Raw genomic sequence first — 22,286 nt, forward strand, 5'->3', positions numbered from 1 at the left:
GTCTTATTTTTTAACAACAATGCTTTGCCAAACGAATGAAAATTAACGTGTGAGGTATGTTACGGTTTTCGTGTATGCCAATTCAATATTTTCTATCTTTGGAAAGGAATATGTACAAAAACAAGATGACCGAAATAACTGTAAGAATTGACATGGAAGAACTCCGCAATATATATTGGGGGAATGGCTACCAACGTTATTTTTTCGGCCCCACAACAAAGAAAGAGTCCGCATGGTTAATAGTTGCGGTACTGGTATATCCTTTTTTTGCGTGGTACTCCATCCGTCTGGAAGATTATACCTGGTTTGTGAGTGGTACGGTCTTCTTCACATTATTGGTATATCGGTTCATTGACGTTGCCCGACCAATCATTGCATGGAAAAAGTCTGTCACTGATTTTTTAACTGATGCAGAAAAAACAACTACACTTAAAATCATGTATACCGATGAATTCATCATTCATCAGCAGGACGAAATTACAATCAAACTGAATTGGTCCATGATTACACAAGCCACGATTACCGATCGCTTTATTTCGTTTGAAAAATCACCTGATACATTTTTGATTCCTAAAAAATCAATCACGGAAGATGAGTTTCAGGCGTTAGATGCCATCCTGATGGACAAAGTACAACATGTGGAAAGAAGAACTGTATAACTACAAAATTATTATGAACAAAAACACATCCAATCAGCTTACTGCGGAGCAAACAATTCAGCTTCTTGCAGTTTTGAAGACACGTTTCGAGCAACATAAAACCCGTCACGAAGGTCTTAAATGGGCTGCCATACAGGCAAAATTAGAGGCAAATCCTGAAAAACTCTGGTCGTTGAATGAAATGGAAGAAACAGAGGGTGAACCGGATGTTATTTCTTATAATCCTGCAACAGACGAATATTGTTTTGTTGATTGCTCGGCAGAAAGTCCGAAAGGACGCAGAAGCATCTGTTATGATCCCGAAGCGCTCGAATCACGTAAAGAACATAAACCGAAGCACAGCGCACTGGGAATGGCTGCAGAAATGGGGATTGAAGTTTTAACAGAGGCACAGTACCGGAAATTGCAAGAGATCGGGAAGTTTGATGCAAAAACATCCAGCTGGCTGAAAACTCCTGCCGGAATCAGAGAAATGGGAGGCGCTATTTTCGGAGACTGGCGCTACGGAACGGTTTTCACCTACCACAACGGGGCGGAATCGTATTATGCTGCCAGAGGGTTCCGGGGAATTCTCATCGTTTAATCAAACATGGTGACTCCCGAAAATTCTTTGTTGCAGTCCTATCGGTACAATCATGCAGATTCCTATAAACAGGTATTTGTAAGCAATCGAACGGATCTCAATTCGACCACAGTCGGGAAGTTGTTTTTTTCAAGTGGTCCGAAATGGATGGAGCGGTTATTTACGCTACGCAACCGGGTCGTAAAGGTGTTTGGTTTAAAAACTTCAGGAGATATGAAAACCCGGGATGAACAATTAAAACACTTTCAATGTAAACCGGGAGAACAATTGGGGCTGTTCAGGGTCTTTGATAAAAATGAAAAAGAAGTAATTATCGGAGAGGACGACAAACATTTGAATTTCAGAGTTTCGCTTTTACTACACGATCCCAATGCGTTGAAAAAAGAATTGATTATCACGACCATCGTTCAGTTTAACAATCGGTTCGGACGCATTTATTTTGCCCTGATCAAACCGTTTCATACAGCTGTTGTACGTTCCATGGTAAAAGGGATTATTCGGGAATTACAGGTGTGAAAAGTACCCGCTGATTACACAAATAGAATTAATAACAATTCAACTATACATATTGTGTAAAGTAATCGCATAAAAATGCCCGCGGATTGCACTGATTAATTCTTATACCCCCATCTGCGGGAAAATCCCCGAAAATATGTGGGTGAAAAAATCCCATTACAACCTTACTGTACCTACTTTATAGAGAATGAATAAAACAACCCAATAACGGTATTGCCCATCTCCCAAATTGCATGTATTTTTGAAAAAATTTAATTCATGAACAAATTAGCACTTCTCCTGCTCACATTGGGATGTACTTTGTCTCTATTCAGTCAGGATAAACAAGCGTACGTTATTTTCAACGAAAAAGGAAAAAAAGTAAGTTACAAACACCTGTTGAAAGCTGCTTCTGAATCAGAAATTACATTTTTCGGGGAATACCACAACAATCCAATCGCTCACTGGTTGCAATATGAGCTGACCAACGATCTGGCTGCTCAGAACGGAAATAAATTAACGCTCGGTTTTGAAATGTTTGAAGCCGACCAACAGCAACTGATAACGGATTTCCTGGCTGGTAAAACGGAAGAAAAACAATTTGAAGACAGTATGCGCTTGTGGACAAATTATAAAACGGATTACCGCCCGTTGGTGCGTTTTGCAAAAGAAAAGGGAATTGTTTGTGTTGCTTCTAACATTCCGAGAAGAATTGCAAGTACGACCTTTAAAAAAGGAAGAGCTGCGTTGGATTCCCTCGATGCAGATGAGTATGCATTTATGTGTGATAAAAACTTTCCGGTCGACACATCGCTTTCACAATACCAAATGATGTTGCAAATGTCAAGTGATCATGCAAAAGGATTGAATTTTATCAACGCACAAGCGATCAAAGATGCGACAATGGCACATTTTATTGATAAATACTGGACAGTAAACACACAATTCATTCACTACAACGGTGCATTTCATACAGATTTTGACCAGGGAATTATCTGGTACCTGAAACGTCTGCGTCCTAATGTAACTTACACAACAATCTCCACAATCGAACAGGAAGATTTCAAGAAACTGGACGAAGAACACATCGGAAGAGCAAAGTTTATTATCTGTGTCGCTCCGGCAATGACAAAAACGCATTAAAAACAAGTATGAACGTTTGCATTCATTCGACAACATAAAGAATCAACGGATATTACTCTCTTTTCTCAATTGGGGAAAAGGGCATCTATCGCGTTGCATTGACGTTTGCAGAAAGCTTGAACGACAAGGAAACACACTCCTGATTGCTTGCGAAGAAGAAGACTTTGCTGTTTTAAGCAGCTATGTCACTCCCCTGAAATACCTTCCGTTTCCCGGATATCCGTTTACTTTTCAAGGGACGGGTGATTTTGCAGGTGATCTCTGGAAAAGCAGGAAATTACTTTCTGATTTTATGAAATGGGAACAAACAGAGGTGGAGCAACTGATCACACAGCATCAAGTTACACTTGTTATTTCGGACCATCGGTACGGTTTTTTCAGTCAAACGGTTCCTTCTGTATTTATTACACATCAGGTCAATCTGGCTATTAAGTGGTGGCAACAACCTGCACAATGGCTACACCGGAAATGGATGAAACGGTTCTCTTCTATTTGGATTATGGATGAGGAAAAACATCCGTTAGCCGGAAAACTCAGCCGGAAAGGAAATTTGAAAAATGCGGCTTACATTGGTCACTTTAGCCGGTTTGAGAAAAAAGAAACTAAAAAAACAATCAAACTGGGTGTGTGCAACGGACCGGATCCATACAACCGGCAATTGCTGGAACGGCTGATGGGAAACAAAGAACTGGATGCGATTATTTCATCCATTCCGGGTAATGATCCACGCATTGTACATCCGGCGACCTGGAAAGAAACAGATGAATTGTTCTGCTCAGCGAAAACGATTCACAGTTATTGCGGTTATTCTACGTTGATGGATCTGAAGCAACTCGGTTGTAAAGGTGAACTGATTCCTACTCCGGGGCAAACGGAACAGGAATACTTGTATCGCCTGCATACCAGCTTTGACTTTTCAGAATCTATCCGATAAATTTTCCCTGTAACAAAATCAAATCAAGCGAGTTATAGAGACATCTCCTTTAGTTCAATCTGTTATGAAACAAACACTACTTTCTCTCCTGTTGCTGTTCGCAGCACATACCTGTTATCTGCAGGACGTGTACATCCTGAAACAAGTTGATTCCATTCCTGTTCATTTCCGGTACGCAACAGATATAATTGTCAATGCAAATACGATTCATCATCAATTGGAACGACTACAAGTAATCCGTGACGGGAATATTGTTGTGAATGCGTATACGGATTCTGTAGGAACGATTGAATACAATACGGAATTGGGAGCAAAACGGCTGGTCTTTGCACTGGAAACGGTTAAACAATATGCACATCCTGTGATTCCGGTCACAGCAAACAATTACCATGAAGGCAGGAACAATCAACCGTTGAGAATCAATGACACGTTATACCGTAGGGCGGATATCCTGGTGTATGAAAAACAACTGGACATTGAATACGGGAAACCATATCCGCTGCCGATTAATTTTGATGCCAACCTGCATGTTTTACGTCCGGAAGCGAAGCTGGTGATTGATAAAATGATTGCCGTTCTGGAAGAGCATCCTACATTAACAATCAAATTGCATGGGCATGTGAGCGGACACAGCGGGGATTACGAATTGTCGCTGAACAGAACGATTGCTGTTAAGACCCTATATGGTGGAACGAGGAATTGATGGAAACCGGATTACTTGTAAAGGGTTTGATAATACACAGAAACTCTACCACGAAGAGCCCTGGGAAAATAATCCATTGAACAGAAGAGTGGAGATCATTTTCTTGAAATAAGATCTCGTTGAAAGAAAAAATGATTTATAAACCACATAGGACACATAGAGACATGGGAAATATTTGTCATAGATTATAGTGACACATAGCAGCTAACTTCGTCAGCTGATTTAATACATATAGTTTTTGGAAATGTAGCTATGGTGTATCTGTCAACTTTTTTCTCTATGTGTCCTATGTGGTTCAAAAACGACGTAAAGCCATAAAGTACATGTAAGGTTTTCGTGGATTATGGTAGCACATAGCAGCCAACTTCGTCAGCTGGGTTGATTACATATGGTTATTGGAAATGCAGTTATAATATGTATAGTAACTTTTTTCTCTATGCCTCATGTGGTTCAAAAAATAGTGAAGAATAAAAAAAGCCGTTCCCCTGTAGTTGGAACGGCTTTTCAACGAATATACGTTGTGTTTGTAGAATGCTGATTAATTGGATAATTCTTCCTTCACGATAGCAGAAATGACTTTTCCGTCTGCTTTTCCTGCCAGTTTTCCGGTAAGAACCCCCATTACTTTTCCCATATCAGATGGAGCCGAAGCACCAACAGACTGGATTGCTGCCTTCACTTCTGACCTGATTTCATCCTCCGTCAGCTGTTTTGGCATGTATTCTTCAATTACTTTGGCCTGAAATAACTCTTCATCTGCCAAATCCTGTCTCCCCTGCTCCACATACAAATTGTATGTATCAATGCGTTGTTTGTACAGTTTCAAAACAATTTTTGCAGCAGCTTCTTCTGTCACTTCACCTGAACCTCCTGAAGTTGCTTCCAGCAATAATTTTGATTTGATGTCTCTCAATGCAGCCAGCTTTTCTTTTTCTTTCGCCAGCATTGCTGCTTTGATATCTGCATTTATTTTATCTGTAAAACTCATGTTGATGTATTTCCTGTAATAAACGACCAGCTTGCACCGATCGTTCATTGTAATCTTCTGTTATTAATCTACGTTATCGTGCAGGAATGAATTTCCTCCTCTCAGCTTCACATCTCCGTTGGCATCTTTGTCCACTGAGAAGCGTGACGCATTTGAATCGGAACTGTACCCACCGTTATTATCCAGGTTGATACTTCTGCGTGTGTACGCCGGTTCTTTTTCAAACTGGATGATTCCATCCGCTTTTTTCAAACGGGAAGTAAACTCGTGGATGCGGTTCATTCGCTCTTGCTGTTTACGTTGTTGTTCTTCCGGAGAAAGGACTTGCTTGGACTCTTCTGAAGAAGCTTCAACCTGTTGCTCTACTTCATCTTCCAAGGTATAGCGTTTAACTTCCGCTACCGGAGTCGGTACAACCGGTTCTTCTACTTTGCTTTCAGTCACAGCCGGCGTTTCAGCAGCCACATCCCAGTCAAAATTGATCGCTCCCTGCTCAGTCACTTCATCATCCAGGTTCACCTTCTTCACTTCCGGTTCTGCCGGAGGTGTGTTCGTTGTATAATACGAAACGGGATCATTGACTGTTGGTGGTGTCACAACAGGCGCTTCCGCTTTTTTAATAAACGGTTCTGCCTGCTCATTGGTAATTTCTTTTGCTCCATTCCAAACATTCGTTTCTGTCGGGGAAGTCAAAGGAGCTTTAATTTCTGCCTTTGGCTCATCTTCCAGAACAGTACGTTGTTTTTCAGGAGCTTTTTCAAAACCCGTGATCGGCGTAGAAGCAAATCCTGTAGCAATTACCGTTACGCTCAATTTATTTCCTAATGACGCATCGTATCCGTGTCCGAAGATGATTTCAGCTGTTGAGCCTGCCTCATCCTGGATGTAATCCGTGATCTCAGCCATTTCGTCCATCGTAATTTCAGCATCACCGTAGGTAATGTTCAATAATACGTAGTTTGCACCTTTGATGTCATTATCATTCAACAACGGAGAAGACAAGGCTTGTTGAACAGCACTCATAGATCTGTTCTCACCTTCTGCCTTCGCGCTACCCATAATGGCAACACCCGAATTGCGCATAACCGTATTGACATCGTTCAAGTCCGTGTTGATGATTCCTGTCACGGAAATTACTTCCGCGATTCCTTTTGCTGCAACTGTCAGTACGTCATCCGCCTGTGCAAATGCGTTTCCGATTGTCAGGTTTCCTGTTACTTCACGCAAACGCTCGTTGTTGATGATCAACAAGGCATCTACGTTTCTTCTCATGGCATCCAGACCGTCTTCTGCTTGCTGGCGACGTTTTCTTCCTTCGAAGCTGAACGGCACTGTCACAATCCCAACAGTAAGAATTCCCATTTCTTTCGCAACACCAGCAATTACAGGAGCAGCTCCGGTACCGGTTCCTCCTCCCATTCCTGCTGTAACAAATACCATCTTTGTATTGTTGGACAACAAGTCACGAATTTCATCAATATTTTCTACTGCCGCATTTTTACCGATTTCAGGAATTGAACCAGCGCCTCTACCTTCCGTTAAAGACGGGCCCAACTGAATCTTGTAGGGTACAGGAGAAATATCCAAGGCTTGTTTATCTGTATTGCAGACAATGAAATCCACGCCTATAATCCCCTGATTATACATGTGATTCACAGCGTTGCTCCCTCCACCACCAACACCAATTACTTTGATGATTGATGAGTTTTCTTTTGGCAAATCAAATTCCATTTTCTTCGTTTTTATTAGTTGTCGTTGTTTTTAATTTTCAGGGTTCAGAAAGGAATAATTAATCTTCCTCGATGAACCAGCTTTTCCCTTTTTCTACCAGTGATTCGAAGAAACCTGTTCTTCGTTTATCTGTTTGCCGGGCAATTTTTTCTGTTCCGGTTGTCGTTGCAGATTCCCCGATTTTTCCTTTTCTGTCCAGATCGTTGAATCCGTTCAACACCAGACCGATTCCCGTTGAATACATCGGGCTAGCCAGTTTGTCCAGTTCATTTGTGTTTGCCAGGTGCTCCGTCGGCAATCCGATACGTGTATCCAGACCTGTTACATATTCAAACAATTGCTTCACATGCTTCAGCTGCGCACCTCCACCAGTTACTACAATACCACCGATCAGTTTCTTTTTCAATCCGGAATTGATGATTTCATAATCCACCAATTCGATGATTTCCGTCATACGAGCGCTGATGATACTCGCCAGGTTTCTGACAGAGATTTCTTTCGGCTCCCGTCCGCGAAGTCCCGGAATACAAACGATTTCATTTTCCTGACTTTCGCTTGGCAATGCCGAGCCGAATTTCACTTTCAGTCGCTCCGCCTGGTTGCGCATGATCATGCATCCTTCTTTAATATCTTCCGTAATGGAGTTTCCTCCGAACGGAATAATTGCCGTATGCTGGATAATTCCGTCGTGGAACACTGCGATGTCTGTTGTACCACCACCAATATCCACCAACACCACTCCTGCTTCTTTTTCTTCAGAAGACAATACCGCTTCTGCAGACGCCATCGGTTCCAGCACCAGGTCTTTTACTTCCAATCCTGCGCGGGAAACGCATCGCATAATATTCGTACAGGCACCTACATTTCCGGTAATGATGTGGAAATTTGCTTCCAGTCGAACTCCGGCGTGACCAATCGGTTCTTTTATTCCCTGTTGGTTGTCGATAATGTATTGCTTCGGAATCACTTTAATGATTTGTTCTCCCGGAGGCATCAGCATTTTGTACATGTCATCTTCCAGGGCATCCAGGTCCAGCTGAGAAATTTCATTCTCCAGGTTGCTACGCGTCAGCATTCCCCGATGCTGCATGCTTTTGATGTGTTGGCCTGCCACACCCACATAAGCACTGCGGATCAGTAATTCATACTCTCCGTTAATGCTTTCCTGCGTTTGTTCAACAGCAGATCTGATCGACTGAATGGTTTTCTCGATGTTTTCAACAATACCACGGGCAACACCGAGTGACTCAGCCTGCCCCATCGCCAGAATTTCGATTTTGCCATGTTCATTTCGTGTTCCCACAAAACAAGCAATCTTCGTAGTTCCGATATCAAGTCCAACAACAACTTTTGACATATCTTTTCTTATTCTTTTTTCTTACAAACAATCTGCTTATCGTATTTGAGGGAGATTTCGCTGTACTTATTCCACCCTTCAAACGGAATTGCTTCTTTGTAAAATATCTTTAGTTTTTCAAATTTTTCTGCAACGTCCTGTTCAGTAAACGCTGAGCCAAAGACAATTTTCTGTCCACCAACTAACGGGATCAGTACAAAATCACCGTTGCTTTCTCTGTGAATTTGCCCTATTAATGACCGCATTAGTGGATCATTGCAAACATAATTCGAAATTCGATACACATCATCTAATTTTCGAATAGTTTTCAAAGAGTCATTGTTAATAATGTCAGAAACACTTTCCGAACCATATCTGTCCGGAATCTCTCCCGTCACAACCAATACCCGTGCGGTGTGTTCGGAAGAACTACTGATTGTGTGTCCGTCCGCATCCAGGAAATAACTTTGTCCTGACAGGTTGAAGATGTGCGCAATAGGTCTGCGCAGTTCTATTTCAATGTTCCAGTTACCACTCAGAGAGCTATAAACCGTAACGTTTTTCACTTCCTCCATTTTCCGGATAAACCGCTCTATTTTTTCCGGGTTGAGATCACGAACGCGTTGGTTGACAAACACCAGGTTATTCCGTTCCAGGCGGGACAATAATTCGTTTTCGGTAAGAAAGGAATTTTCACCTTCCACGCTGATCTGGATGGCAGGTTTTTGCAATGGTAATTCCTTCAACACTTTTTGTGTCATTACCAGCAGCACGATGACTGAAACGCCAAAGACCGACCATCCTGTTATTTTCAGCCATTTACTCACTCCATTCTTTTTTTAACGGATTGACAATCCGGTCAATATCACCGGCTCCGATGGTTAGAAATACACCTTCGGTATGAGCAGACAGGTAATTGACGACTTCACCGGGAAGCATCAGTTTTTTATCCGGCGCAGTAATTTTTTCCAGTAACGCGTCACTTGTTACACCCGGAATCGGCTCCTCCCTTGCGGGGTAAATCGGGAGCAAAATGACCTCATCCAACCGGGATAGTTGTGCTACAAATCCTTCAAAGAAATCACGGGTTCGTGTGAACAAATGCGGTTGAAAAACTCCGGTTACTTTCCGATCGTGGTAGATCAGGCGAATGGAATCAATCAATGCCTTTAATTCGGTCGGATGGTGCGCATAATCGTCAATATAGATTAAATTCTGCGATTTAACAATGCTTTCAAACCTTCTTTTTACCCCCAGGAATGTCTTCAACCCGGACCGGATGGTTGCTTCGTCTACTCCTAAAAATTGACACAAGGCAATGCAGGCAATCGCATTTTCAGCATTGTGAATGCCGGGAATTCCCAATTCAACAGCTTCCCATTTCCCGGAAGGTGTCTGAACATCGAACAGATATTTCTCGTTTTCCACACGTACATTCAGACCACAATACTCCGAATCAGGTTCATTGATTCCATAGGTGATCGTTTTCGCCGCTGTCGGCAAATTCAATCCGTATTTTTGAACAACAACGCCGTTTTCAGGATGCAACCCGGCATACAATTCAAATCCTTCCCGGAAATGAGCTGCATCGCCGTAGATATCCAGGTGATCCGGATCGGCAGATGTAATGATGCTTGCAAACGGCGACAAACGCAGAAACGAACGGTCAAATTCATCGGCTTCGATTACGGTATAAGCTGCCGACGGATTCAGTACCAGATTGGAATTGAAATTGGATGAAATCCCTCCCAGAAATGCAGTACATTTCACTTCTGATTGATCCAGCAGGTGCGCCAGCATAGTACTGGTCGTAGTCTTTCCATGCGTTCCCGCTACACCTAATCCTTTGGAGGTTTTCGTAATCAATCCCAGTACTTCGGAACGCTTCACGATTTCAAATTCGTTGAACTGAAAATGTAGTAATTCTCCTAAATTTTTCGGTACGGCAGGCGTCACAATCACCAGTGTTTTCGCCTTATCGCCATATGGTGATGAAATACTCGAATTCCGGTCTTCGTAGTGCACATCAATTCCTTCCTGTTGCAGTGATTCTGTCAATGGCGAAGGTGTTTTGTCGTAACCTGCCACATTCCATCCCAGCGATTTAAAATAACGTGCAAGCGCAGACATCCCGATTCCACCTATTCCCAGAAAATAAGCATTTTCAAAGTTGTCCAAACTGATATTTACTATTCGTATGTCCACTATTTCGTTCGTTTGTGTGTTTTTCTGTTGGTTAAAAGTCATCTAATAAATCCAGGTGTTTTTCTTTCCGCTTCGGAACAGGAATACGTATTTTATAGATCGCCACTGCTAAAAATAAAACGGTACTGATAAAAAATAAGAAAAATCCCATATGCGGTCTGGAATAATCCGGAGAAAAATCTTCGCTGTATACAAAACATGCAAATCCGAACAACAATACGCTAAAAACCAGCAGCAATGCTTTCATCGTAATCGTATGTCGGACTAAACCAAATACAAGCGCAGGAATAAAGAAGATGAAAAACAAAATATATTCCGTATCGTAACCTGGTCCTCCCGAGTAAGGTCTATAGGTATCTTGCGGGGCTAATGGATTCACGTCCTGGTATATTTTATACGGCATCAGCAGACTGACCAGGTACATCACAAATGCCAGAATCAGTATCACACGTGTTATGATGAGTTTCTTATTCATTTAAAATCGTCTATTATCTCCTTACTTACACTGTATTTTTTTGTTACAGGAACCGTCGACTTCAGAATAGCGGTCACCAGAAACAACAAGGCGCACGAACACCCAATGTAATATCCCGCATAAGGTGTGTAGCCTGCAAAATCATTCCGTTCATAAAAAAAATAACTGTCTTCCGAGGTGGCAAATCCGTTCAGGTAAATAAATGTACACATTAACACAGGAAACACAAGCGATGCAAACCTGGAAAATTGTGTATGTTTAACAAATGTCATAATCAACAGAGGAATTGCAGTTGTGACAAGCAAAATAAATTTCAGGTGAAAATTCTGTGTTCCGTATGTGTACTGGTAAACACCGTTTGCATCTATGTAATAATAGGTGTGCTTGTAATCCGGCACAAACAGGTTGAACATATAGACCAGGAATGCCAGCCATATCAATCCATGTATTATTTCCAGCTTCTTTGCCATTGCTATGGTTACCCGATTTTCGTTATTTCGCTCACAATAGCTTTTGTTGCACCCGGTTTTCCCAGCTGAGCGATGTTTGCCGCCAATGTCGTTTGTACTTCCTTATTGTTCATCAACTGAATGACTTCATTGATTAATGTTGTCCGTGCATCAGCGTCTTTCACCAGCACAGCTGCCTGTTTGTTCACCAGTGCCATTGCGTTGTGTGTTTGATGGTCTTCCGCCACATTCGGAGAAGGAACAAGGATTGCCGGTTTTTGAATCAGGCATAACTCTGAAACAGAAATTGCTCCGGCACGTGAAACAATTACATCCGCAAGTGCGTATGCCAGGTCCATCCGGGCAATAAACTGGGTCAGGTGAATTCCTGTCAGGTCCTTTCCTTTCAGTCGGCTGATCAATTCTTCGTAATACAATTTTCCACACTGCCACAACACCTGGATGCCTGCCTGCTGTAATTGTTCAATCCCCGCAATCAATGACTCATTGAGTGTACGCGCTCCCAACGATCCGCCGATAACCAACAAGGTCGGACGGGATGCATCTAAGCCATAAAAGGCAAACGCCTCACTCCGCTTTCCTTCTATTTGTGTTACTTCCAGCCGAACGGGATTTCCGGTCATTACAATTTTTTCTTTCGGAAAGAACTTCTCCATTCCTTCGTATGCCACACACAAAGTCGTCGCTTTTTTAGCCAGCAGCATATTTGTTTTTCCGGCAAATGAATTCTGCTCCTGTACCAGCGTAGGAATTCCCAGCATGGATGCCGCTTTCAGGGTCGGACCGGAAGCATATCCTCCTACCCCGATCACCACCTGTGGCTGAAACTCCTTTACTATTTTTCGTGCACGTACAATGCTTTTTACAATCTTAAACGGTAATGCCAGGTTTTTCAATGTCAATTTGCGTTGCAATCCCGCAATCGGTAACCCGATGATCTTATATCCGGCTTGCGGTACTTTTTCCATTTCCATTTTTCCTTCCGCGCCCACAAATAAAATCTCCACCTCCGGAAATTGACGTTTCAGCTCATCTGCAATGGCAACAGCAGGAAAGATATGTCCTCCGGTACCCCCACCGGAAATGATTATACGTTTCATTCGTCTTCATTTATTAATTGGTTGTCACCGCTTTCTTCTTTCGTCTTCTTTGTTCCCTTCTCCTGCTTTGCGGCAATGCTCTGTACCATTCCGATTGCCATACACGTCATGATCATTGCGGAACCTCCCATTGCCAACAGCGGCATGTTTTGTCCCGTCACAGGAAAAACCCCCGTACACACAAGCATGTTTACCGATGCCTGTGTAATGAGCAACATTCCGATACCAATACAGAAATACGTTTCAAACAAGTTTTCTGCTTTCAGGCCAATCCGGAAAATCCGGAACAAAAGAATCAAATAAGCCATGGTCAGCACAATGGCAGAAAGAGAACCGAATTCTTCTACAAAAGAGGAGTAATAAAAATCGGCATATGCCTCCGGGAGGTATTCCTTTAGCTTTCCGTCCCCCACTCCCTGTCCGAAGATTTTTCCGTTGTAGATCGCCAGTTGAGCATTGACAGCCTGGGCATTGTCCACCACATTACTCTCCGTATCCATCCGGTTCAGAATCCGGTTTTCCCATGTGGTATAACGTGGCAACAGGTTCAAATCAGGAACTGCTTTGTGAAGCAACACAATCAGGAATAATCCGCCAATTGCCATTCCGAAAATCGCCAGGATCCGGGAAAAGGGAAATCGTCCCAGGAATAACAATCCGATGGCCAGCATGAAGACAATTCCGGCAGTGGAAAAGTTATCTTTGACAATCAAACCGCATACAAGGACAATCGGGAGAACGATCGGAACAAAACCTTCTTTCCAGTCCTTGAACTGGTCTTTTCGTTTTACCAGTTGCCTGGACAAGTAAATGATCAACGCCAATTTCGCAAAGTCGGAAGCCTGGAATGTCAAGCCGATAAACGGAACGCGAATCCACCGTTTGGCATTGTTGACTTCGTTGGGCAACAGTAAGGTAAGCAATAAGAGTCCTATTCCCAGGATTAATGCAAATTTGGAGACCTGTGAAAAATATTTCGGATCCTGCCGGTGTACCCAGAACATCGCGGCGAAACTGATCAGAATGTAAATAAAATGCTTGAACAGGTATTTGAAAGGTGTACCCCCTTCTACCTTTACCAGTACGGGAACAAAGCTAAAAACGGTAACCAGTGAGAATGCGAGCATGAGCAGGGTGATGATCCAGATCACCCGGTCGCCCTTAAGGTAATTCAAAAAGCGCTTAACGGATAGCGATCCGGGTTTCAGCATTGTTTCGCTGTCTGATGTTACAACTGTTTCACTGTTGGACATAGCCGTTAAATTTGGTGAAGCTCCAGGTAATTACTGAACGCTTTCTGATACATTTCACTGTCAGCTCCTTCTGAACAGAACAGGATAATTCCCGGTTTAAACTGAAGGGCATTCATTTTCTGAAACGCCTGATGAATGTCATTTGTTGTGATCAGGTGAAGAATCTCCCCCGATTTTTCAGCTGCACTGCTTTGGTCGTAAGTAATCACTGTATGAATGTTGGTCGCAATTGCGGCATCACATTCTGCCACAGCCATTAAAAGTCCTGAAGGTGACAACCACAGAATCGGAAACGGAAACGCGTGAATGGTCAACGCCAATGCTTCAACATCCGGATTCATCCACGAAAAGACATCCATCCCCCACAATTTCCCGTGCGGACGAATAGAACCATGAGTAACTTGTTCCAACGCCTTCTTTCTCGCTTCCAGTAAATTATGTCTTGTTTTAATCTCTTTCATAATCCCTTTTTTTCATTCACCAGGAGTGACAAACAAAATTAGGGTTTTCCGCTTTTTGATGATGAACATCATTATTTGGTTATGAACAGATCAATGATAATAAAGTTGACAAACAGGAAACGATTCACCTGTCTACTGTTGTTGATTCAACGCTGCCTGTAATTCTTCCAACACAGGTTTCACAGTACTTTCCGGTAAATCGCTGATGCGGATGTACATCAATCCGTCAATCGCATCATTGAATTTCGGGTCGACGTTAAACCCGATCACACGTGCATTCTGTTTGATGTATTTTTTAACCAGCACCGGCAATCGCAATACATTTGGCTCCAACTCATCGATTAACTTATCAAATTTATTGAGATCGGCTTCTGCTTCACTGAAAAAGAAATGCTTGTCTTCTTCCTTTAATTTGATCTTAAATTCGTGTTTTGCACGGATAAACTGGGCAATGTACGGATCGTAATAATGTGATTTCACGAACTCAATCATCAGTGATTTTGAAAAATCCGAAAACCGGTTGCTGATGCTGACACTACCGATGATAAATTTGTGTGAGGGATTGCGTAGCATCACATGTACGACTCCCCGCCAGAGCAAAAAAAGCGGCATTGGTTTCTGCTGATAATCCGGCACGACAAACGCACGCCCCATTTCAATGCATTGAGGAAAAAACGGACGGAATTCCGCTTCAAAATGGAACAATTCATTCAGGTAGAATCCGTCGACACCATATTTTTCATATACTTTTTTCCCCAATGCGATCCGGTAGGCTCCTACAATCCGTTCCGTTTCCGTATCCCATAAAAACAAGTGCTGGTAATGGACATCATAGCGATCCAGGTCTGTTTCCTGATTGGTTCCCTCCCCGATTTCACGGAATGTAATTTCGCGCAAACGTCCGATTTCACGCAACACATTCGGGATTTCTTTCGCTTTGGTAAAATAGCATTCGTAGTTGTTGCTTTTGAACAACAGTTTCTTTTCTTCTTTGCGTAATTCATTCAAATCGGTCACTAACAAATCGACCGGTGTTTCGCAAATAATCGGTTTGGGTTGAATTGAGTTACTGTCCGTGTGAATTGTTACCGGAATCTTCAGCGATTTCATCAACCGTACTTTCTTGTCGGAATAAAAAGTGGAAAGTGAATACGTTTTATTTCTTAAAAAGGCCGCCAGTTCCTCTACTTCTTTAAACTCCTGCTGATGCTTCGCTGAAATTGGTTTCCCGATACGGATATAAATCGGCTTAGGACGCGTGCGAACCGCTTCTTTTGGCAGTAATGCTGTTTGCAGGGTCGGGTGTAATTTGGCCATCCGGTAAAAAAACGGGCTGTTCTTTGAGTGAAAATACATGGGAATCACGGGAACATTCAATTTCCGGATGAGTTTGATGGCGGATTTCTGCCAGTCACGGTCGTTGATTTTTCCGTCTTTTTCTTTCCCCGACACTTCTCCTGCCGGAAAAATCCCCAGACAGCCTCCGTCATTTACATGTTGGATTGCATCGCGCATTCCTTTACTGCTGTTGAATGCTTCTTTGCGTGTTTCAAACGGGTTGACCGCAATTACCATCGGTTCCAACGGTTTGATTTTGTGTAACAGGAAATTTCCCATAATTTTAAAATCGGGGCGTACTTTTGCGATGATGTGCATCATCAGTATTCCGTCCATTGCACCAAGCGGGTGGTTTGCTACAATGACAAACGGGCCTTCTTTCGGGATTCGTTTTACATCTTCCTCGTACAACTCGAAATCGATGTTGAGATCATCCAGCACAAACTGAAGAAAATCGGGTGTATTCTTTCCGAATCCCTTTGAATAAATTTTATTGGCTTTTGTCAGTCCACTGATATTTTTCACGCTCCACGCGATCGGAATGCCGAACAATCCCAATTTGTTCAGGCCTGAAACCTGGTAAATATCCCTGGTTTTCACTAATTGCATTTTACTCATACAAGCATGTATTTAGTTGAAACACATTTCAAACGTCTTGTTTGATCTCTGCAAATGTATGTAGTTTCCTCGTCCCTGATTGGTGTTAAGCACATTCTTAAAACAGATTTAAAACAGGCTTAATTTTAACCAACAGACTGCTGCTGACGGACTTGTAAACTTAAGTTCTAATGCTTATTTTTGTATCCATTCGAAAATGGTCGGGATGAGAAAAATTTTGCTGGTTGAAGATGAAGCACACGTTGCCTCTTTTATTAAGAAAGGGTTGACAGAGGAAGGCTATGATGTGACTGTTGCTTTTGATGGCAACATCGGTTGGGAATTGTTTCAGCAAAATCAGTTTGACCTGATTATCCTGGACATTATGCTTCCCGGCAAAAACGGCATTGAGGTCTGCACGCTGATCCGGGAAGTCAACACAACTGTTCCCGTGTTATTTCTAACGGCATTGGGAACATCGGAAAACATTGTATTGGGATTGAATAAAGGAGCGGATGATTACATTGTGAAACCATTTAAGTTCATTGAGTTTTTGGCGCGGATCAAAACATTGTTGCGGCGTACGGATGTTTTTAGCTCCGAACCGGTTCCTGCGACTAATTCCAATGTATATTCCTTTATGAATCTCACGGTGGATGACAATTCAAAAACAGTGACCCGCGATGGGATTGAGATCAACCTGACAAGTACGGAATACCGCCTGTTGCTCTATTTTCTGAACAATAAAAACATTGTTTTATCCCGGATGGATATCCTGGAAAATGTCTGGGGATTGAATTTCAACCTCGGCACCAATGTTGTGGATGTGTATGTCAACTACCTGCGCAAAAAGATTGATCAGAGTTTCGAACCGAAGTTAATTCATACGGTAATTGGTATGGGCTATATTATGAAGGAGAAATAAGATGAAAAACAAAAGTAAATCGATTTTATTGCTGATGAGTGTCTTCGTGTTGTTGATTCTCCTGATTTCAATGATCGTTTATATTTCCGTTTCCCGCTACCTCGAAAAAGATTTTAATCACTTATTGGAATTGCGCGCCAAATCCATTGCCAACTGGAACATTGACCAGGGAAAGAAGATTGAACCGGACAATGCATCCGATAAGTTATTTCACGAGCAGGATTTTTATTTTTCTACCAACCAGAACATGCAGGTCATTGCTGATTCCATTCACGTTGATGTCCGGTTCCTGGAAGAAGCTGCACAAAAAAAAATTGCTTATTATTCAAAAGGAGGAATCAAATACATTGCTATCCTGCATCAGTCGCAGCAAAACAAACAATCCTATATCATTGTGGCCGGTGCTGAGAATTACCTGGAAGGAAACCTGAATATTTTTCTTTTTCAATTGTTGATTTACACCTTTGTGATTGCCTTACTGCTCGCGTTGTGTTTTTCCTTCGTCCTGTCAAAATACCTGTTCAGCCCGATTGTCAAAATCACGGAACGCGCCAAGCAAATCAGCTCGGAAAACCTGCATTTGCGCTTGCCGACAAAAATTGTCAATGACGAGGTTAATGAGCTTGCCAATACCTTCAACCAGATGCTGAACCGGATTGAAACGGCCTTTGAAATCCAGAACAATTTCGTGAGTAACGCATCGCACGAATTGCGGACTCCGTTGACAACGATTATCGGAGAAGCGGACCTGGCCCTGACGAAAGAGCGGACAGTAGAAGAATACCAGGAAACGATCCGGGTGATCCTGGAAGCAGCAGAGAACCTCGACAGTAAAACACGGGCATTGCTTTCACTGGCGCAAACCGGGTTCAACGGAACCGCTCAAAAAGAAGATGTGCTGCGCATCGACCAATTGGTATGGGACACCAAAGAGATCGTAGAAAAACTGGACAAACGGCATTCGATCACCGTTAATGTGTCTTTGTTGCCGGAGAATCCGAAAAAGCTGAAAGTAAAAGGAAATTATCAGTTACTGCAACTTGCACTGTCGAATATCATTACCAATGCCAGTAAGTATTCCAATTACCAGGAAGTAACTGTTTCTATCGGTGCATCCGACAAATCCGTATACCTGCTGATCAACGATTCGGGAATCGGGATTCCGACGCAGGAACTGAAATTCATTTACGACCCGTTTTTCCGCGCGTCGAACACAACAAGCTATGAAGGATTCGGAATCGGGTTGCCGCTCACCAAGAACATCATTGATCTCCACAAAGGTGAAATTCTTGTGAAATCAGCTGAAAATCAAGGAACAATTGTTCAGATTAATTTACCTATTTGCACGAAGGAATAGTTTTTCTAATCAAATTCTAATCTCTTTTTAAGTGAATTCTAATTCCATTCTTAGTTCCTTCTAATCCCGTTGTTTCATTTTTGTATCGTAAACAAAAAACGTATTGCGATGCATAAACATGTTTTAATTCCAACAGATTTTCAAATGGATTCACTGAATACAATCAAGAAAGTGATCCATGATATGAATGACGAAGATACTGTGGCGGTTACCTTACTGCATGGTTATTTTTTAAATGACAGTATCACAGATTTGCTCTTCAATTCCAGGAAGGATATTTTAAAAGAAATTGTTCCTCCTGTCTTTTTTGAAGGCTGTGAATTATTGAAAAATAAATACGCTTCACAGTTGACTCATATCAAAATTGATTTGTTTCACGGGTTGAACAAACGGGCGTTTAAATCGTACGTCACGAACAACCAGATCGACAAAGTATACATTCCGGCAGGAATCAACCAGAAAAAAGCAACGAAGCGGAGCTTTGACATCACTCCGTATATCAACGACTGTTGTGACGATGTTTCCCATGTACAATTCCAGGAAAAGCACGAGGAAAGCATGGAGAACTTCTCAGAATTGTTCTTAAACACCATTAAAATATCATAATCATGCGACTGAGGTACATATTTATTTTGTTAGCGGTTAGTATCATCGGGTATTCATTCATCAGAATTAACATGAACAGTCCCGAAGATCTGATCATCGGTGACTGGAGTGAGCATTCCTGGAAATACGAGCGTGTGGCTACACCAAAGCAGAAAAAAGATGCATGTACCGATTCGTTGTCTGTTGCACTGAAAGAACACCTGGGAAAGGATTTATTGTTACATCAAAATGAAACCTGGACATTTCGTCCGAACGGGGAGTTACACATTTCTTCTCCTTCCAATGAAACGCGGGTACTTTACTGGCGATTGAAAGGAAAGGGGGACATGCTGGTGATTAAAGATGAAAACAAGGTTCCGCTGGAACATTACAAAGTAACATACATCGACAAGGACACGCTGTCTCTGAATTTTGAACTGGACATACAGGTAAAAGGACTTGCCAGCATGACTTTTAAGAAATGTACACATTAATACACTGTCAACAGATCGACACCACAACACACATTTTAGTTTTTCGACATGCTTAGAAAATATAGTCAACACAGGTCACTCAATGACAATTTAAAACTGGGGGTACTCACCGCTTTCGTTGCGGGAATGATCAACGTATCCTCACTCATTATCTTTTTTTCCTTTACCTCGAACGTAACCGGTTATTATGCGATTCTTGCAGCTGAAATCGTAAAGGGGAATTTTTACCAGGTATTGATTGTTCTTTCGTGGATTTTCCTGTTCTTCTTCGGAGGTTTTGTTTCCAACCTGATCGTGATTTCCCTCAACAATAAAAATACATACATCGCACATTCACTTCCCATTGTACTGGAAATTGTCTGTTTGGTTGCAGTTGGGGTTTACGGTGATTTTTTCTACGAAGAGACCCTCCGTGAAACAGAAATCATGGTGGCCATCATGCTCTTTGCAATGGGGCTTCAGAATGGTCTGACGGCAAGTATTTCGAATTTCTCCGTCAAAACCACTCACCTTACGGGGGCAACGACCGACCTGGGAATCTTGTTTTCCATGCTCACGAAAAAACATTTCCGGAACAACCGTGCCATTACCGACAAAGCCAAGTTGATTTTCTCCATTTTCATTTCGTATGTGACGGGAGCGATTGTAGCAAGTTATTTTTTCGGCATTATCCGGTTCAAAATCTTTTATGTGGCCTGCCTGGTACTGGTGGTTGTACTTTTGTATGACTTCTCCAAAATCCGCTACTTCAAGTTTTTGATTCGCAGGCAACGCCAGGAGCGGGATGCAAACCGAAGTACGAAAGAAAAAGAACCGCAGTTGATCAAGAATAATTAGATCGCGTTGTTAACGTACTAACCCACCTTATCTTTTCTTCTAAATCTGCGTTAACAAAGGGATATCCCTCATCGGAATGATGGGGGATTTTTGGTTTCTGTCTTTTATTTAAGGTACTTATTTTGATAACATCCGACATTCTTCTGACGCTCAGTTATCGGGGTGGTAGTCATTGGCTGCCCTTTCTCAATTTACAAGGGCAGCCGATTTTATTCATGCAGGATTACACCTACAAAATTATCTAACGTCAATTCAGGTGATTGATCAAAGTGCTCTTACCGCTTCTTTGAATAAATTTCCGCGTTCTTCGTAGTTTTCAAACAGGTCGAACGAAGCGCAGGCAGGTGACAACAATACCGTTTCGTCTTTTTTCGCCAGGCGGTAACCATACGCCACTGCTTCCATTGCCGAACGTGCTTCTACAATCGTATCCACTACTCCTGTGAATGCTTCAATGATCTTTGAGTTGTCCACTCCCAGGCAAATGATCGCTTTTACACGGTCGCGCACCAATTCGGTCAACTCCGAGTAATCATTTCCTTTGTCAACTCCTCCCACGATCCATACCGTCGGTTTGTCCATGCTTTCCAGCGCAAACCAGGTAGAATTGACATTCGTAGCTTTTGAGTCGTTGATGAATTCGATTCCGTGCACTTTAGCAACGAATTCCAATCGGTGTTCAACATTCACGAAGTCTGTAAGACTTTCGCGTACAGTTTCTTTTCGAATCTCCAGTAGACGAGATGCGATTCCGGAAGCCAATGAGTTTTGTGTGTTGTGCTTCCCTTTCAGGGCTAATTCATGAATTGACATAGTGAATTGTTCTTTATTTGTTGTTATTGTTATTTGTTGTTCGTTGTTTACATAGCCTCCCTGCGCAAGTTCTTTGGTCAGAGAGAAGGGCGCAAGTTGTGCAGCAATCGTTCGTTTTGCCAGTTCCGCCTCGATGATTTTGTCATCCGCGTTGTAAATGAACCAGTCGTTTGCCGTCATGTTTTGCAAAATGCGGAACTTGCTGTCCACATAGTTTTGCAATTGGTACTCGTAGCGATCCAGGTGATCCGGTGTAATGTTGGTCAGAACAGCAATATCGGCTTTGAAATCAAACATCCCATCCAACTGAAAGGAACTCAACTCCAGTACATACCAGTCGAAGGTTTCTTCCGCTACCTGTTTCGCAAAGCTTTGTCCCACATTTCCCGCCAGGCCGACATGGATCCCCGCTTTTTTGAGAATGTGATACGTCAGCATGGTAGTTGTGGTTTTCCCGTTGCTTCCCGTGATGCAAATCGTTTTTGCGGTGTTGTAATACCCTGCAAACTCAATTTCGGAGATCACCGGAATGTTCTTTTCGTGCAATTGCTTTACGATTGGTGCTTTGTCCGGAATTCCGGGAGATTTCACAACAATTGCAGCAGCCAGGATGCGTGCTTCCGTATGTTTCCCTTCTTCCCACTCCAATCCGTTTTCGTCTAACTCCTGTTTGAACGAGTTTTTAATTTTTCCGAAATCGGATACAAAGACGTTCCATCCTTGTTTTTTGGCAAGAATAGCCGCTCCGACTCCGGATTCTCCGGCGCCCAGTACAACGATATTTTTTGTTCCGTGCGGTTTCAA

23 protein-coding genes are annotated in these 22,286 nt (G+C 42.4%); 11 read left to right on the forward strand and 12 right to left on the reverse strand.

What is annotated here, in order from left to right; genetic code table 11:
* Positions 1-125 precede the first annotated feature (125 nt).
* The 6 genes from H9Y05_RS14385 (at position 126) to H9Y05_RS14410 (ending at position 4,517) form a co-directional block, all read left to right on the forward strand.
* Positions 126-659 carry a YcxB family protein gene (locus tag H9Y05_RS14385; protein WP_163490000.1) on the forward strand — a complete coding sequence of 178 codons (534 nt, stop codon included), beginning with the start codon at positions 126-128 and terminating at the stop codon, positions 657-659.
* A gap of 13 nt (positions 660-672) precedes the next feature.
* Positions 673-1,242, forward strand: coding sequence for a DUF4256 domain-containing protein (locus H9Y05_RS14390; RefSeq protein ID WP_216714686.1), 570 nt, complete (start codon positions 673-675; stop codon positions 1,240-1,242).
* Between the two features lie 6 nt (positions 1,243-1,248).
* Positions 1,249-1,758 (forward strand): DUF2867 domain-containing protein, encoded by a 510-nt coding sequence (locus tag H9Y05_RS14395; protein WP_216714687.1) that lies wholly within the window; start codon positions 1,249-1,251, stop codon positions 1,756-1,758.
* A gap of 258 nt (positions 1,759-2,016) precedes the next feature.
* Positions 2,017-2,880, forward strand: coding sequence for a ChaN family lipoprotein (locus H9Y05_RS14400; protein ID WP_163489997.1), 864 nt, complete (start codon positions 2,017-2,019; stop codon positions 2,878-2,880).
* Between the two features lie 16 nt (positions 2,881-2,896).
* Positions 2,897-3,814 (forward strand): hypothetical protein, encoded by a 918-nt coding sequence (locus tag H9Y05_RS14405; protein WP_163489996.1) that lies wholly within the window; start codon positions 2,897-2,899, stop codon positions 3,812-3,814.
* A 64-nt stretch (positions 3,815-3,878) separates the two neighbouring features.
* On the forward strand, positions 3,879-4,517 hold the full coding sequence (locus tag H9Y05_RS14410; protein WP_163489995.1) for an OmpA family protein: 639 nt from the start codon (positions 3,879-3,881) through the stop codon (positions 4,515-4,517).
* Between the two features lie 538 nt (positions 4,518-5,055).
* Here the strand turns inward: H9Y05_RS14410 and H9Y05_RS14415 are convergent.
* From H9Y05_RS14415 to H9Y05_RS14465, 11 genes are all read right to left on the reverse strand, one after another.
* Positions 5,056-5,553, reverse strand: a complete 498-nt coding sequence (locus H9Y05_RS14415; protein WP_235992221.1) for a GatB/YqeY domain-containing protein — start codon at positions 5,551-5,553, stop codon at positions 5,056-5,058.
* 15 nt (positions 5,554-5,568) lie between these two features.
* Positions 5,569-7,236: a cell division protein FtsZ gene (gene ftsZ, locus H9Y05_RS14420; protein WP_163489994.1), complete on the reverse strand. Its 1,668-nt coding sequence runs from the start codon at positions 7,234-7,236 to the stop codon at positions 5,569-5,571.
* A gap of 58 nt (positions 7,237-7,294) precedes the next feature.
* On the reverse strand, positions 7,295-8,593 hold the full coding sequence (ftsA, locus tag H9Y05_RS14425; protein ID WP_216714688.1) for a cell division protein FtsA: 1,299 nt from the start codon (positions 8,591-8,593) through the stop codon (positions 7,295-7,297).
* An 8-nt stretch (positions 8,594-8,601) separates the two neighbouring features.
* Positions 8,602-9,399, reverse strand: a complete 798-nt coding sequence (locus tag H9Y05_RS14430; RefSeq protein ID WP_163489992.1) for a cell division protein FtsQ/DivIB — start codon at positions 9,397-9,399, stop codon at positions 8,602-8,604.
* Positions 9,392-10,777, reverse strand: coding sequence for a UDP-N-acetylmuramate--L-alanine ligase (murC, locus tag H9Y05_RS14435; protein ID WP_317170309.1), 1,386 nt, complete (start codon positions 10,775-10,777; stop codon positions 9,392-9,394). Before murC ends, H9Y05_RS14430 begins: the two co-directional genes overlap by 8 nt.
* A gap of 31 nt (positions 10,778-10,808) precedes the next feature.
* Entirely contained in the window at positions 10,809-11,252 is a 444-nt protein-coding gene (locus H9Y05_RS14440; protein WP_216714689.1) for a hypothetical protein, read from the reverse strand.
* The gene (locus H9Y05_RS14445; protein WP_163489989.1) at positions 11,249-11,722 is read right to left on the reverse strand and encodes a hypothetical protein; all 474 of its coding nucleotides are present in this window, start codon (positions 11,720-11,722) and stop codon (positions 11,249-11,251) included. The genes H9Y05_RS14440 and H9Y05_RS14445 overlap by 4 nt, the downstream gene beginning before the upstream one ends.
* 8 nt (positions 11,723-11,730) lie before the next feature.
* Entirely contained in the window at positions 11,731-12,822 is a 1,092-nt protein-coding gene (gene murG / locus H9Y05_RS14450) for an undecaprenyldiphospho-muramoylpentapeptide beta-N-acetylglucosaminyltransferase (RefSeq protein WP_216714690.1), read from the reverse strand.
* Positions 12,819-14,075 (reverse strand): FtsW/RodA/SpoVE family cell cycle protein, encoded by a 1,257-nt coding sequence (locus H9Y05_RS14455; RefSeq protein ID WP_216714691.1) that lies wholly within the window; start codon positions 14,073-14,075, stop codon positions 12,819-12,821. The genes murG and H9Y05_RS14455 overlap by 4 nt, the downstream gene beginning before the upstream one ends.
* Before the next feature lie 5 nt (positions 14,076-14,080).
* Positions 14,081-14,536, reverse strand: coding sequence for a hypothetical protein (locus H9Y05_RS14460; protein WP_216714692.1), 456 nt, complete (start codon positions 14,534-14,536; stop codon positions 14,081-14,083).
* A gap of 132 nt (positions 14,537-14,668) precedes the next feature.
* On the reverse strand, positions 14,669-16,483 hold the full coding sequence (locus H9Y05_RS14465) for a lysophospholipid acyltransferase family protein (RefSeq protein WP_216714711.1): 1,815 nt from the start codon (positions 16,481-16,483) through the stop codon (positions 14,669-14,671).
* 214 nt (positions 16,484-16,697) lie between these two features.
* Between H9Y05_RS14465 and H9Y05_RS14470 the strand changes: the two genes are divergently transcribed.
* From H9Y05_RS14470 to H9Y05_RS14490, 5 genes are all read left to right on the forward strand, one after another.
* Positions 16,698-17,396 carry a response regulator transcription factor gene (locus H9Y05_RS14470; RefSeq protein WP_163489985.1) on the forward strand — a complete coding sequence of 233 codons (699 nt, stop codon included), beginning with the start codon at positions 16,698-16,700 and terminating at the stop codon, positions 17,394-17,396.
* A gap of 1 nt (position 17,397) precedes the next feature.
* Complete coding sequence (locus H9Y05_RS14475) at positions 17,398-18,753, forward strand: sensor histidine kinase (RefSeq protein ID WP_163489984.1); 1,356 nt, start codon at positions 17,398-17,400, stop codon at positions 18,751-18,753.
* Between the two features lie 108 nt (positions 18,754-18,861).
* Positions 18,862-19,359, forward strand: a complete 498-nt coding sequence (locus tag H9Y05_RS14480) for a hypothetical protein (protein WP_163489983.1) — start codon at positions 18,862-18,864, stop codon at positions 19,357-19,359.
* Between the two features lie 71 nt (positions 19,360-19,430).
* Positions 19,431-19,832, forward strand: coding sequence for a hypothetical protein (locus H9Y05_RS14485; RefSeq protein WP_216714693.1), 402 nt, complete (start codon positions 19,431-19,433; stop codon positions 19,830-19,832).
* A gap of 48 nt (positions 19,833-19,880) precedes the next feature.
* Positions 19,881-20,669, forward strand: a complete 789-nt coding sequence (locus H9Y05_RS14490) for a YoaK family protein (protein WP_163489981.1) — start codon at positions 19,881-19,883, stop codon at positions 20,667-20,669.
* A 264-nt stretch (positions 20,670-20,933) separates the two neighbouring features.
* Here H9Y05_RS14490 and murD read toward each other — a convergent pair whose 3' ends face one another.
* Complete coding sequence (murD, locus tag H9Y05_RS14495; protein WP_216714694.1) at positions 20,934-22,286, reverse strand: UDP-N-acetylmuramoyl-L-alanine--D-glutamate ligase; 1,353 nt, start codon at positions 22,284-22,286, stop codon at positions 20,934-20,936.

This window comes from Taishania pollutisoli (genome assembly GCF_014518315.1).
GTDB classification, from domain to species: domain Bacteria; phylum Bacteroidota; class Bacteroidia; order Flavobacteriales_D; family Crocinitomicaceae; genus Taishania; species Taishania pollutisoli.

Excerpts from the sequence above, each read along its gene's own strand:
- ftsZ (WP_163489994.1), bottom strand. The coding sequence starts at position 7,236 with ATGGAATTTGATTTGCCAAAAGAAAACTCATCAATCATCAAAGTAATT.
- H9Y05_RS14475 (WP_163489984.1), top strand. The coding sequence starts at position 17,398 with ATGAAAAACAAAAGTAAATCGATTTTATTGCTGATGAGTGTCTTCGTG.
- murG (WP_216714690.1), bottom strand. The coding sequence starts at position 12,822 with ATGAAACGTATAATCATTTCCGGTGGGGGTACCGGAGGACATATCTTT.
- H9Y05_RS14455 (WP_216714691.1), bottom strand. The coding sequence starts at position 14,075 with ATGTCCAACAGTGAAACAGTTGTAACATCAGACAGCGAAACAATGCTG.
- H9Y05_RS14460 (WP_216714692.1), bottom strand. The coding sequence starts at position 14,536 with ATGAAAGAGATTAAAACAAGACATAATTTACTGGAAGCGAGAAAGAAG.
- H9Y05_RS14480 (WP_163489983.1), top strand. The coding sequence starts at position 18,862 with ATGCATAAACATGTTTTAATTCCAACAGATTTTCAAATGGATTCACTG.
- H9Y05_RS14445 (WP_163489989.1), bottom strand. The coding sequence starts at position 11,722 with ATGGCAAAGAAGCTGGAAATAATACATGGATTGATATGGCTGGCATTC.
- H9Y05_RS14415 (WP_235992221.1), bottom strand. The coding sequence starts at position 5,553 with ATGAACGATCGGTGCAAGCTGGTCGTTTATTACAGGAAATACATCAAC.
- H9Y05_RS14400 (WP_163489997.1), top strand. The coding sequence starts at position 2,017 with ATGAACAAATTAGCACTTCTCCTGCTCACATTGGGATGTACTTTGTCT.
- ftsA (WP_216714688.1), bottom strand. The coding sequence starts at position 8,593 with ATGTCAAAAGTTGTTGTTGGACTTGATATCGGAACTACGAAGATTGCT.
- H9Y05_RS14485 (WP_216714693.1), top strand. The coding sequence starts at position 19,431 with ATGAACAGTCCCGAAGATCTGATCATCGGTGACTGGAGTGAGCATTCC.
- H9Y05_RS14385 (WP_163490000.1), top strand. The coding sequence starts at position 126 with ATGACCGAAATAACTGTAAGAATTGACATGGAAGAACTCCGCAATATA.
- H9Y05_RS14395 (WP_216714687.1), top strand. The coding sequence starts at position 1,249 with ATGGTGACTCCCGAAAATTCTTTGTTGCAGTCCTATCGGTACAATCAT.
- H9Y05_RS14470 (WP_163489985.1), top strand. The coding sequence starts at position 16,698 with ATGAGAAAAATTTTGCTGGTTGAAGATGAAGCACACGTTGCCTCTTTT.
- H9Y05_RS14390 (WP_216714686.1), top strand. The coding sequence starts at position 673 with ATGAACAAAAACACATCCAATCAGCTTACTGCGGAGCAAACAATTCAG.
- H9Y05_RS14410 (WP_163489995.1), top strand. The coding sequence starts at position 3,879 with ATGAAACAAACACTACTTTCTCTCCTGTTGCTGTTCGCAGCACATACC.
- H9Y05_RS14490 (WP_163489981.1), top strand. The coding sequence starts at position 19,881 with ATGCTTAGAAAATATAGTCAACACAGGTCACTCAATGACAATTTAAAA.
- H9Y05_RS14440 (WP_216714689.1), bottom strand. The coding sequence starts at position 11,252 with ATGAATAAGAAACTCATCATAACACGTGTGATACTGATTCTGGCATTT.
- H9Y05_RS14465 (WP_216714711.1), bottom strand. The coding sequence starts at position 16,483 with ATGCAATTAGTGAAAACCAGGGATATTTACCAGGTTTCAGGCCTGAAC.